Genomic DNA, 12,218 nt, shown 5'->3' on the forward strand with positions numbered 1-12,218 from the left:
CTTTTTTAGCTTATCCTCCGGAGGTTATATGCTCTCCTCGCGCACGCTGAGCCTGACGATTCCGCGTCACTGGTTAGATCTTTATGAAACCATCTGGAAGCCGGAATTTTTTCCAAAGTGGGCGTCCGGGCTGACGAATAGTGCATTAGAACCTGATGGCAATCGCTGGCGTACTAAAGGCCCTCAGGGAAACGTAAAGCTCCGGTTCTCGCCACATAATCCGTTTGGCGTAATGGATCACTGGATTGACAGTGGATCAGGAAAGGAAATCTATGTACCGATGCGCGTGATAGCCAACGAGCAGGGTGCCGAGGTGATGGTGACGGTTTACCGCCAGCCATTTACTTCAGATGAGAGATTTAAGCAGGATATTGAATGGGTTAGCAACGATCTTGAGAAGCTTAACCAGCTTCTGACAAAGTAAATCAATGACTTAGCTCGATTTTTTCTCTGTACTTATCACTGGCTGTTTATGAAAAAAAACAGAAAAACTTCCGATGATAAAGCATAAAGCGTTTATCTGATTGCATGCCCCTTCTGCACGTTTATCACCAACCCTGCTTAAGCATTGTTGCCAGGAAAATTCCTGGCAACAGTGCCTGACAGGCAGGCTGTCCCCGCTGATTTCAGGCATCTTCTTCTGCTGTGTAAACAATTTCGCTAAAACACATACATTAATCATCAACAATCGTTTATTACTCTCGTACTGGAAATTTAATATTTATCATGCATGAAGTGAAACCATTTATTTCTGCGGTAGCGTAATCAGACTTTTCTTATGGTGTTAAATTAAATAAAACAATGTATAAATCATTCCACACACAGCAATACCCATAATGATAAAGCAGGAAAAAAGTCATGGACCGCTCTGCGTATCCTTTGTTATCAGAAAAAGAATTCGTTGAGATTGCCGCAAGGATGCTGGCAGGAGAATATAAAACTACAACAGGATTTATTCGTGATCTGGCGGAATTCTTATTCGCTGCAGGGGATTCCGCCATGACACGAAACAGAGAATTTACCAGGGATATCTGTTTTTTATCCGGGCACTATTTGATTGAATCCATAATAACATGGCAAACCTGGAAAGGTATTTCAGGACTCCGGCCGGAAAAATTGCACTAATCAACGGTGTCACAGCAACCTCTCATTGCTGTTACACAACGATTTAATTCTCACAGAGTCAATGAACTCTAACGAGTATATTATGGCAATACGTGAAAGCAGTCTTAATAGTGCAAAGTGGTCTCTGCTCTCTTCAATCAAAATTATTGGCATCGGCGTACTGCAGCTTTCGTTGCTGGCGCAGATTCTGCAGGCGAATGAACTGAACCTGCTGGCGATCGCCGTGATAGCTTTACTGGCTATCGATACGCTGGCCGATCGCGGCTTCTCAAATAAGCTGATCCGCCGCTGCATGCTCTCTATCAACGACCTCTCCACAATCTACTGGGGTAATTTGTTGATGGGTGTCGCGGTGTTTGGTCTGTTATTTACGGGCAGTCACCTGCTGAACAGTCTGTTTGGTCAACCTGAACTGGCGTTAATGCTGCAGATGGTCTCAGTGGTGTTTATTATCATCCCGCAGGGTCAGCATTACCGTGCGATATTACAGCGCGAAAAACAATATACCCGTATCGCTTTTGCTGAAACCTCATCAGTATTAGCCGGTCTTGCCGTCACTTTATTTACCGTCTGGCTGACACCTTCAGTATTGTGTGCGATCTGGGGTTATCTGGCGATGGCATCTATTCGCATGCTGATTTACTGCTACTATGGTCGTTCATGGTTCCAGCCGGAATACCATTTTAGCCTGAAAGCCTTTTCTAAAATTCGTGCAAGAAACAAATAATAAAATAAGTCTGTATGGTGGGCTCTGAGCATCCGAAACGATGCGTTGGCGTGCTGTTAACCAGCACGCCTTTTCTTTTTATTAAGCCTGTTGCTTTATTTCTCTGATCGATTCCCTTCTTTATCTGCCGCATCCAGCCTTTTTACCTCACTTATAAACTGACTTACCTCCAGCCGTTGTCTGGCGTTCACGGTCGGTTAATATCCGCCCGTCCGGAACCGGAAAACAGCGGGCCGCAACGCACAAACCTTCTGCAGACTGTTTCTTCTCAGATTTAAACAGGCACTCACCGCAGGCTCTGCGCAGAAAAGTCTTTCTATACGGACGCCAGGGCTGGCTGGTATACACTGCGCTTATCACGGACGCCGATCACCTGAAAATCTCTGTCGCCGTCTTTCAGGCAAAGGCGTCGCCTTGCCGCCGTTTTACCGGAGTCTGCTATGTTACTGACCGTTCTCTACATCATTGGTATTACTGCTGAAGCCATGACCGGTGCGCTGGCGGCAGGCCGCCGCAAAATGGATCTGTTCGGTGTCATTATTATCGCGTCAGTGACTGCCATCGGCGGTGGTTCGGTGCGCGACATCCTGCTGGGTCACTACCCGCTGGGCTGGGTTAAAAATCCCGAATACATCATGATTGTGGCAGCAGCAGCGGTCATCACCACTTTCCTGGCGCCACTGATGACACATCTGCGCAAAGTGTTCCTGGTGCTTGATGCGCTGGGACTGGTGGTTTTTTCCATTATCGGCGCGCAGGTTGCGCTCGATTCCGGACATGCCATGATTATTGCCGCAATAAGCGCGGTCATTACCGGCGTCTTCGGTGGCGTACTGCGTGACATGTTCTGTAATCGCATTCCGCTGGTGTTTCAGAAGGAGCTCTACGCCGGTATCGCCTTCGCCTCGGGCTGGATCTATATCCTGCTGCTGAAAACTACGCTGGCACATGAAGCGGTGATTATCATTACCCTGCTGTTCGGCTTCTTTGCCCGTTTACTGGCGCTGCGCTTCCGCCTCGGTTTGCCGATTTTCAACTATCCCCATCCCGAGCATTAAGGAAGAAGGTATGCCCTGCTGCTGCAGGAACGCGATCAGCGCCTGCACACGAGCATCATGGAACTGCGAAACCAGACGCTTTGCCAGCGCAGCACCAACGCCCGGTAGCGCCTGCCAGCCCGTCACATCCCGCTGCATTAAGCTCTCCCACTGCTGATCGGGTAGCGACTTCAGGGCTTTCCGCGGCAGTGAAATACCTAAGGCATCCACCCAGCGACGAAACGGCTGCTGACGGGTGAGATTAAAACGGTGCCAGAGCTGACCTGCCCGTTCCGGAGAGAAGCCCGTTGCGTCAGCGATCTGTTCCGGTGTTAACGTCAGCCAGCCGAACAGATGCGTCATACTGCGGGTTTCCAGTAAGCGCAGCCAGGTGCTGCGCTCAACACCCGGAATATTCAGCACCGTTTTCTGACTGAGCCAGCGTAATTTTGCCAGTAACTGCTTCTGGCACTCCGCGCTGAAGGTGTAACAGCTTAGCGGCGTGTAATGCGACGCGTCGGGAGGCTGAGGATAGTCGCGCTCTGCCACGCGCCAGATCACCCGCTCCAGCCGGGGAATCCCCTGACCCGCCAGACTCAGCGTAATCACATCACCCGCCACAATATCGCTTTCCTGCCAGCGACGCAGGGATCCGACATTAACCCGCCTGACGGTCTTGTCATCCAGCTGCACCGGCTGCAGATTAAGGACGGCAGCTATTTTCCCGGTTCGGCCAACCGGAAAATCAACGGAGAGCACTTCAGCGCTGACTTCCGGAGGCTGATACTTCCAGGCAACAGCCCAGGTTCCCTCTCCCGGCAGCCAGTTTTTGCCCGCAGGACGAAGACTCTGATGAACCACCACACCGTCAGTAACAAAGGGCAGCGCAGCATGGAACCAGCGATCCCGCCAGGCAGCGACCTCCTCTTCATCTTTAACGCTGTGGCTCCATTTTGCCGCAACGCCCAGTCCCCAGCGACTGAGTTGCTCAAGGCGTTCCGTCATTGTTGCCGGGCCATCTGGCCAGGCCCAGATGAAAACATCGAGCGAATTCAGCAGGGGAACACGCTGTTTACTCATCATGGCCCCGGCCACCTGTGCGCGAGCATTTTTACCGCCATCAATGGCCTGTTGATGATCGGTCATCGGCAGAAATAGCTCACCCTGCAGCACAACCTCGTCGAGTCGGGTCTCGATATTCCGCGGAATCGCCGGGATCCAGGCGGCTTTAGCCAGCCACTCTTCACCGCGCAATCCATCGCCACGACTTAACAACGACACCAGTCTGCCCTGGCGATACACCAGTGAAACGGCGATACCATCGACTTTTGGCTGCACCCAGAGATCGCGTCGCCCCTGCATCCAGTAAGCCAGTGCCAGCTTGTCCCGCATCTTTTTTAAGCCAGTATGGGCGACCGGGTGCAATGACGTGCCATTACCCGGCAGTTGTGGGGCGTAAGCCGGCTGATAAAGGCTAAAGCAGTGCTGCCACTGAATCAGTCGCTGCTGAAGAGCATCATAATCCGCATCCGCCACCGGACTCTGGCCCTGACGATAGTAAGCGTCATCCCAGTGTTGCAGTTGCTGTTGCAGGCGGCGGATCTCTTCCGTGGCCCGGTTCGGTGTCCAGACCGGACAAACGGCGCTATACACAGGCCATGTAACGATCCACAAAACAGCCGCAAACAGCGGCCAGCCGAATCCTTTCATACTCTTTCCCCTGATGTTTTTCGGTATTCAATATCAATGCTTTGGCGTCAGCCAGAAACGATGTCCGGTTCAGGAAGGGGTATCGTGGCAATAAAGGATTAGTTGCAGCGGTCTGACAAACATTTGCGCGAAGAGACGCAAAAGTTGGCTGTTGCCGCTGCGCAAACGCTGCGTGGCAGCGGGAAGCTGTGTATACTGTGCAGGAAATCGACTCCGCTTTTAATCAATTCAAGAAAACCATGGCTCAAGGCACGCTCTATATTGTTTCTGCACCCAGCGGCGCAGGGAAATCCAGCCTGATTCAGGCACTGTTAAAGACCCAGCCGTTGTATGATACGCAGGTCTCTGTTTCGCACACGACGCGCGGCATGCGTCCGGGTGAAGCCCATGGCGAACATTATTTTTTCGTTGAGAAACATGAATTTGAGCGGATGATCGCGGAAGATGCTTTCCTCGAACACGCTAAAGTTTTCGACAACTATTACGGTACGTCGCGCCATGCTATTGAGCAGGTGCTGGCAACCGGCGTTGATGTGTTTCTCGACATCGACTGGCAAGGTGCGCAGCAAATCCGCGCCAGAATGCCAGGCGCACGCAGCATCTTCGTTTTACCGCCGTCGAAAGAAGAGCTCGATCGCCGTCTGCGCGGTCGTGGCCAGGACAGCGAAGAGGTCATCACGCGTCGTATGGCGCAGGCAGTAGCGGAAATGAGCCACTACGCCGAGTATGACTATTTAATTGTGAATGATGATTTCGATCTGGCGCTGTCCGATCTGAAAACCATTATTCGCGCCGAACGTCTGCGTATGGCGCGCCAGAAGGCGCGCCACGATGCTTTAATCAGCAAACTGTTGGCAGTCTGAATACAGTTTCAGTATGATGCGCAGTCATTTCTTCATCTGTGGAGTAGCACACCTATGGCACGCGTAACCGTTCAGGACGCAGTAGAAAAAGTTGGTAATCGTTTTGACCTGGTGTTGGTCGCTGCACGTCGTGCACGTCAGATGCAGGTTGGCGGCAAAGATCCGCTGGTTCCGGAAGAGAACGACAAGCCTACCGTTATCGCTCTGCGCGAAATCGAAGAAGGTCTGGTCACCAATCAGATTTTAGATGTGCGTGACCGTCAGGAACAGCAAGAGCAGGAAGCCGCTGAGTTACAGGCCGTTACCGCTATCGCTGAAGGTCGTCGTTAACAGCCACCTGCAGGTCACCCTTGTATCTGTTTGAAAGTCTCAATCAACTGATTGAAAAATACTTGCCAGAGGAGCAGATCAAGCGCCTCCAGCAAGCCTACCTTGTCGCACGTGATGCCCACGAGGGACAGACACGCTCCAGCGGTGAGCCTTATATCACCCATCCGGTTGCCGTGGCCTGTATTCTGGCGGAAATGAAGCTCGACCATGAAACCCTCATGGCCGCGCTGCTGCATGACGTGATTGAAGATACGCCTGCCACTTACCAGGACATGGAACAGCTGTTCGGTAAAAGCGTGGCGGAGCTGGTCGAAGGCGTTTCCAAGCTGGATAAGCTGAAATTCCGCGACAAGAAAGAAGCGCAGGCAGAGAACTTCCGCAAGATGATTATGGCGATGGTGCAGGATATCCGCGTCATTCTCATCAAGCTGGCTGACCGCACCCACAATATGCGCACCCTGGGGTCATTACGCCCGGACAAACGTCGCCGCATCGCGCTGGAAACGTTAGAGATTTACAGTCCGCTGGCGCATCGCCTGGGTATTCATCATCTTAAAACGGAGCTGGAAGAACTCGGTTTTGAGGCTCTCTACCCGAACCGCTATCGGGTGATTAAAGAGGTGGTGAAAGCCGCGCGCGGTAATCGTAAAGAGATGATCCAGAAGATTCTTTCTGAGATCGATGGCCGTCTGCAGGAAGCAGGCATTCCCTGCCGCGTCAGCGGTCGCGAAAAGCATCTTTACTCGATCTATCGCAAAATGACGCTTAAAGAGCAGCGTTTTCACTCGATCATGGATATCTATGCCTTTCGCGTCATCGTGAAAGATCTGGATACCTGCTATCGCGTTCTGGGCCAGATGCACAGCTTGTATAAGCCGCGTCCGGGCCGCGTAAAAGATTACATCGCCATCCCCAAAGCTAACGGCTATCAATCGCTCCATACCTCCATGATCGGTCCGCACGGCGTGCCGGTTGAAGTGCAGATTCGCACCGAGGATATGGATCAGATGGCGGAAATGGGGGTCGCTGCGCACTGGGCGTATAAACAGGCGGGCGAAAGTGGCACTACCGCACAGATTCGCGCTCAGCGCTGGCTGCAAAGCCTGCTGGAGCTGCAGCAGAGTGCGGGCAGTTCGTTTGAATTTATCGAAAGCGTGAAGTCCGATCTCTTCCCGGATGAGATCTACGTCTTTACGCCTGAAGGCCGCATTGTTGAGCTGCCAACCGGCGCGACGCCGGTGGACTTCGCCTATGCGGTTCACACCGACATCGGCCATGCCTGCGTCGGCGCACGCGTTGATCGTCAGCCTTATCCGCTGTCGCAATCCCTGACCAGCGGACAGACGATTGAGATCATCACCGCGCCAGGCGCCCGTCCCAACGCCGCCTGGCTCAACTTTGTCGTCAGCTCCAAAGCCCGCGCCAAAATTCGCCAGCTGTTGAAAAACCTCAAGCGTGAAGACTCGGTTAATCTGGGTCGCCGTCTGCTCAGCCATGCGCTGGGCGGCAGCCGTAAACTGGCGGAGATCCCGGCGGAGAACATCCGGCAGGAGCTGGACCGTATGAAGCTGACCTCGCTTGACGATCTGCTGGCGGAAATTGGTCTGGGCAATGCGATGAGCGTGGTCGTGGCGAAGAACCTGCTGCAGGCGGACAGCAAGACCATCAGCAGTAACAGCAAGCGTGGTAAGCTGCCGATCAAAGGTGCTGATGGCGTGTTGATTACGTTCGCTAAATGCTGCCGACCGATTCCCGGTGACCCGATTGTTGCTCATGTCAGCCCTGGCAAAGGACTGGTGGTGCATCATGAATCCTGTCGCAATATCCGCGGCTACCAGAAAGAGCCGGAAAAATTCATGCCGGTCGAGTGGGATAAAGTCACCGAGCAGGAGTTCGTGGCGGAAATCAAAGTCGACATGTTCAACCATCAGGGCGCACTGGCGAACCTGACGGCAGCAATCAACACGGCCGGTTCCAATATTCAGAGCCTGAATACCGAAGAGCGTGATGGCCGCGTCTACAGCGCCTTTATCCGCCTGACCGCACGCGACCGTGTCCATCTGGCGAATATCATGCGTAAAATTCGCGTGATGCCGGATGTGATCAAAGTCCACCGTAACCGTAATTAGGCATGAACGATCAACGTTTTGCCCGGATTCAGGCGATGCTGGCACTGCGCCAGCACGACCTTACGGTCTGTATGGAGCAGGTGCATAAGCCGCACAATGTGTCGGCGGTGATCCGCACGGCCGACGCAGTCGGCATCCACGAAGTGCATGCTGTCTGGCCCAGCCAGCGGATGCGCACCCAGGCTTCCGCGTCTGCCGGAAGCAACAGCTGGGTGAAAGTGGTTACCCATCCCACCATCGGCGACGCTGTAAAACAGCTTAAACAGCAGAAGATGCAGGTTCTGGCGACCCATCTTTCTGACGATGCCGTGGATTTCCGTGAGATCGATTATACCCTTCCCACCTGCATCCTGATGGGACAGGAAAAAACCGGCATTACTGAAGAAGCACTGGCGCTGGCTGACCGGAAGATCGTGATTCCCATGGTAGGCATGGTGCAGTCACTGAATGTCTCAGTCGCCTGTGCGCTGATCCTCTATGAAGCGCAGCGGCAGCGACAAAATGCCGGTCTTTACCTGCGCGATTACAGCCTGCTGGACGACGATGAGCAGCAACGCCTGCTGTTTGAAGGCGGATTCCCGGTGCTGGCGCGGGTCGCAAAGCAGAAAGGTTTACCCTATCCGCGCATCAATGCGCAGGGCGAAGTCGACGCCGATCCCAGCTGGTGGGCAACTATGCAATCGACCGGTAAAAAAAGATGAAAGGCCGTCTGCTGGATGCCATCCCGCTCAGTACCCTGACCGGCGTCGGTGCCAGCCAGGCAGCAAAACTGGCCAAAATTGACCTGCATACCATTCAGGATCTCCTGCTTCATCTCCCGCTACGCTACGAAGATCGCACCCAGCTTTATGCTATTGACGATCTGCTGCCCGGTATCTGGGCCACCGTAGAAGGCGAAGTGCTGCACACTGACATCACCTTTGGTCGCCGCCGGATGATGGTGTGCCAGATCAGCGATGGCAGTGGTGTCCTGACGATGCGCTTCTTTAATTTCAATGCCGGTATGAAGAACAACCTGTCGCCAGGCCGTCGCGTCACCGCCTATGGTGAGATTAAACGCGGTCAGCGCGGCGCGGAGATTATTCATCCCGAATACCGCATCCAGGGCGAACAGAGCAATGTGGCGCTGGAAGAGACCTTAACGCCGGTTTATCCCACCACCGAAGGCATCCGGCAGGCCACGCTGCGTAATCTTACCGACCAGGCGCTGACGCTGCTGGAGAGCTGCCCGATTGCCGAGCTGCTGCCGCAGGAGCTGAGCGGCGGTTTAATCAGCCTGCCTGATGCGCTCCGTACCCTGCATCGCCCTCCGCCCGATCTTCGTCTCAGTGAGCTGGAAAGTGGCCGTCATCCGGCGCAACGCAGACTGATTCTGGAAGAGCTGCTGGCGCACAACCTCAGCATGCTGGCGGTGCGCGCCGGTGCTCAGCGCTATTACGCGTTGCCAATGACGCCGCGACACAATCTTAGCGACAAGCTGCTTGCCGCGCTGCCCTTCTCACCGACTAATGCGCAGAAACGCGTGGTGACGGAGATAGAGAAAGATCTGGCCAACGATTTCCCGATGATGCGGCTGGTGCAGGGCGATGTCGGCTCGGGCAAGACACTGGTAGCCGCGCTCTCTGCGCTGAACGTTATCGCCCATGGTAAGCAGGTTGCGCTGATGGCGCCGACCGAACTGCTGGCTGAACAGCATGCCAGTAACTTCCGCCAGTGGTTTGCGCCGCTGGGCATTGAAGTGGGCTGGCTGGCCGGAAAACAGAAAGGCAAAGCCCGCCAGGCACAACAGGAAGCGATAGCCAGCGGTCAGGTGGCAATGGTCGTGGGCACACACGCGCTGTTTCAGGAGCAGGTGCAGTTCAACGGTCTGGCGCTGGTCATTATTGATGAACAGCACCGGTTCGGCGTCCACCAGCGACTGGCCTTGTGGGAAAAAGGCGAGGAGCAGGGTTTCCATCCGCATCAGCTGATCATGACCGCTACCCCGATCCCGCGCACCCTGGCGATGACCGCCTATGCCGATCTTGATACCTCAACCATCGATGAGCTGCCGCCGGGACGTACTCCGGTGACCACCGTGGCGATCCCAGATACCCGACGCGATGAGATTGTGGCGCGGGTTGAGCATGCCTGCCGCGAAGGGCGTCAGGCTTACTGGGTCTGCACCCTGATTGAAGAGTCCGAATTGCTGGAAGCGCAGGCGGCAGAGGCCAGCTGGGAATCCCTGAAAACGGCGCTGCCCGACTTAAATATTGGACTGGTGCATGGCCGGATGAAGCCCGCGGAAAAGCAGGCGGTGATGCAGGCCTTTAAAGCGAATGAACTACAGCTGCTGGTGGCGACGACAGTCATCGAGGTCGGCGTTGACGTGCCGAATGCCAGCCTGATGATTATCGAAAACCCGGAGCGGTTAGGGCTGGCGCAGCTGCATCAGCTACGGGGCCGTGTAGGTCGTGGTGCCGTGGCATCGCACTGTGTGCTGCTCTATAAAGCGCCACTGAGCAAAACGGCGCAGAAGCGTCTTCAGGTGCTGCGTGACAGTAATGACGGCTTCGTCATTGCTCAGTTCGATCTGGAGATTCGCGGGCCGGGTGAACTGCTGGGCACGCGTCAGACCGGCAACGCGGAGTTCAAAGTCGCCGACCTGCTACGCGATGCCGCAATGGTGCCGGAAGTTCAGCGTGTGGCGCGCCACATCCACCAGCACTATCCCGAGCAGGCCAGCGCCCTGATTGAACGCTGGCTGCCAGAGAACACCCGTTATACCAACGTCTGATTGATCTCCATCTGAGTCGGCCTTTTTTATCCTCGCCGGGCAAACGATTGCTTTTGCCCGACGGATGATTACAATCGCCACACTATTTTTTGGGAAGAACAGAAGATGTCTACCACTCCTCAGCCAGATCAGCCTTCCGCCACGAAAAGTGAACTGATTTATCGTCTTGAAGATCGTCCACCCCTGCCACAAACGCTGTTTGCCGCCGGTCAGCACCTGCTGGCAATGTTTGTCGCGGTTATTACGCCTGCGATTCTGATTTGTCAGGCGCTGGGCCTGCCTGCAGAAGATACCCGGCACGTGATCAGCATGTCGCTGTTTGCATCGGGCGTGGCATCACTGCTGCAAATAAAAACCTGGGGACCGGTGGGTTCGGGCCTGTTGTCGATTCAGGGCACCAGCTTCAACTTCGTGACGCCTCTGATTATGGGCGGGATGGCGCTGAAAAATGGCGGTGCTGACGTGCCCACTATGATGGCGGCACTGTTTGGCACGCTGATGGTGGCCTCCTGTACCGAGATGGTGCTGTCGCGCGTATTGCATCTGGCGCGCCGGATCATTACGCCGCTGGTTTCCGGTATTGTGGTGATGATTATCGGCCTGTCGCTGATTCAGGTCGGCCTGACCTCCATTGGCGGCGGTTTCAGTGCGATGAACGACCATACCTTTGGTGCACCGAAAAATCTGATGCTGGCCGGAGCCGTGCTGATGGTGATCGTGCTGCTGAACCGACAGAAGAATCCCTACCTGCGCGTCGCCTCCCTGGTGATTGCCATGGCGGTGGGCTATCTGCTGGCCTGGGCGATGGGCATGCTGCCTGCAGCAGGTATTCCTGCTGATCAGCCGTTAATCATGGTGCCAGCGCCGCTCTACTACGGACTGGGCTTCGACTGGAATCTGCTTATCCCGCTGATGCTGGTGTTTATGGTCACCTCTCTGGAGACCATCGGCGATATCACCGCCACCTCGGATGTTTCAGAGCAGCCGGTGAGCGGACCGCTCTATATGAAACGCCTGAAAGGTGGCGTGCTGGCGAATGGTCTTAACTCCTTTGTCTCCGCGCTGTTTAATACCTTCCCTAACTCCTGCTTCGGTCAGAACAATGGCGTGATTCAGTTGACCGGCGTGGCCAGCCGCTACGTGGGCTTTGTGGTCGCACTGATGCTGATTGTGCTGGGACTGTTCCCGGCGGTCAGCGGTCTGGTTCAGCTCATTCCTGAGCCGGTGCTCGGCGGCGCAACCATTGTGATGTTCGGCACCATCGCCGCCTCGGGCGTTCGCATCGTGTCACGCGAGCCGCTTAACCGTCGCGCCATCATGATCATCGCGCTGTCGCTGGCGGTGGGGCTGGGTGTTTCTCAGCAACCCTTAATCCTGCAGTTTGCGCCCGAGTGGCTGAAAACCCTGCTCTCTTCCGGCATTGCGGCAGGTGGCATTACCGCCATCGTGCTCAACCTGATTTTTCCGCAAGAGAAGTAAGTCCACAGGCAGGCTTCGGCCTGCCTGCTAATTATTCGGATT

11 protein-coding genes are annotated in these 12,218 nt (G+C 54.8%); 10 read left to right on the plus strand and 1 reads right to left on the minus strand.

Annotated elements, in window-relative coordinates; translation table 11 throughout:
- Positions 1 to 28: 28 nt before the first annotated feature.
- The 4 genes from BY447_RS10315 to BY447_RS10330 all read left to right on the plus strand — a co-directional run bounded on the left by BY447_RS10315 (position 29) and on the right by BY447_RS10330 (position 2,910).
- On the plus strand, positions 29 to 424 hold the full coding sequence (locus BY447_RS10315) for a hypothetical protein (RefSeq protein WP_033784316.1): 396 nt from the start codon (positions 29 to 31) through the stop codon (positions 422 to 424).
- 434 nt (positions 425 to 858) lie between these two features.
- Entirely contained in the window at positions 859 to 1,125 is a 267-nt protein-coding gene (locus BY447_RS10320; protein WP_110331085.1) for a hypothetical protein, read from the plus strand.
- A gap of 82 nt (positions 1,126 to 1,207) precedes the next feature.
- Positions 1,208 to 1,852 carry an oligosaccharide flippase family protein gene (locus BY447_RS10325; RefSeq protein ID WP_110331928.1) on the plus strand — a complete coding sequence of 215 codons (645 nt, stop codon included), beginning with the start codon at positions 1,208 to 1,210 and terminating at the stop codon, positions 1,850 to 1,852.
- Positions 1,853 to 2,292: 440 nt separating this feature from the next.
- On the plus strand, positions 2,293 to 2,910 hold the full coding sequence (locus tag BY447_RS10330; RefSeq protein ID WP_013359520.1) for a trimeric intracellular cation channel family protein: 618 nt from the start codon (positions 2,293 to 2,295) through the stop codon (positions 2,908 to 2,910).
- On the opposite strand, the gene ligB is transcribed toward BY447_RS10330, so the two are convergent.
- Positions 2,848 to 4,599, minus strand: coding sequence for an NAD-dependent DNA ligase LigB (gene ligB, locus BY447_RS10335; protein ID WP_110331086.1), 1,752 nt, complete (start codon positions 4,597 to 4,599; stop codon positions 2,848 to 2,850). The genes BY447_RS10330 and ligB overlap by 63 nt on opposite strands.
- A 239-nt stretch (positions 4,600 to 4,838) precedes the next feature.
- On the opposite strand from ligB, the gene gmk reads away from it, so the two are divergent.
- The 6 genes from gmk to BY447_RS10365 all read left to right on the plus strand — a co-directional run bounded on the left by gmk (position 4,839) and on the right by BY447_RS10365 (position 12,176).
- Positions 4,839 to 5,462, plus strand: a complete 624-nt coding sequence (gene gmk, locus BY447_RS10340) for a guanylate kinase (RefSeq protein ID WP_033734537.1) — start codon at positions 4,839 to 4,841, stop codon at positions 5,460 to 5,462.
- A gap of 54 nt (positions 5,463 to 5,516) precedes the next feature.
- Entirely contained in the window at positions 5,517 to 5,792 is a 276-nt protein-coding gene (rpoZ, locus tag BY447_RS10345; RefSeq protein ID WP_003851346.1) for a DNA-directed RNA polymerase subunit omega, read from the plus strand.
- Between the two features lie 20 nt (positions 5,793 to 5,812).
- Positions 5,813 to 7,921: a bifunctional GTP diphosphokinase/guanosine-3',5'-bis pyrophosphate 3'-pyrophosphohydrolase gene (gene spoT / locus BY447_RS10350; RefSeq protein ID WP_013359523.1), complete on the plus strand. Its 2,109-nt coding sequence runs from the start codon at positions 5,813 to 5,815 to the stop codon at positions 7,919 to 7,921.
- Between the two features lie 2 nt (positions 7,922 to 7,923).
- Positions 7,924 to 8,622: a tRNA (guanosine(18)-2'-O)-methyltransferase TrmH gene (gene trmH, locus BY447_RS10355; protein WP_013359524.1), complete on the plus strand. Its 699-nt coding sequence runs from the start codon at positions 7,924 to 7,926 to the stop codon at positions 8,620 to 8,622.
- Positions 8,619 to 10,697 (plus strand): ATP-dependent DNA helicase RecG, encoded by a 2,079-nt coding sequence (gene recG, locus BY447_RS10360; protein ID WP_110331087.1) that lies wholly within the window; start codon positions 8,619 to 8,621, stop codon positions 10,695 to 10,697. The genes trmH and recG overlap by 4 nt, the downstream gene beginning before the upstream one ends.
- Positions 10,698 to 10,802: 105 nt before the next feature.
- Positions 10,803 to 12,176, plus strand: a complete 1,374-nt coding sequence (locus BY447_RS10365) for a nucleobase:cation symporter-2 family protein (RefSeq protein ID WP_107319167.1) — start codon at positions 10,803 to 10,805, stop codon at positions 12,174 to 12,176.
- Positions 12,177 to 12,218: the final 42 nt, after the last annotated feature.

Origin of the sequence: Pantoea sp. JKS000250, from assembly GCF_003201065.1 — a bacterium.
GTDB lineage: Bacteria > Pseudomonadota > Gammaproteobacteria > Enterobacterales > Enterobacteriaceae > Pantoea > Pantoea vagans.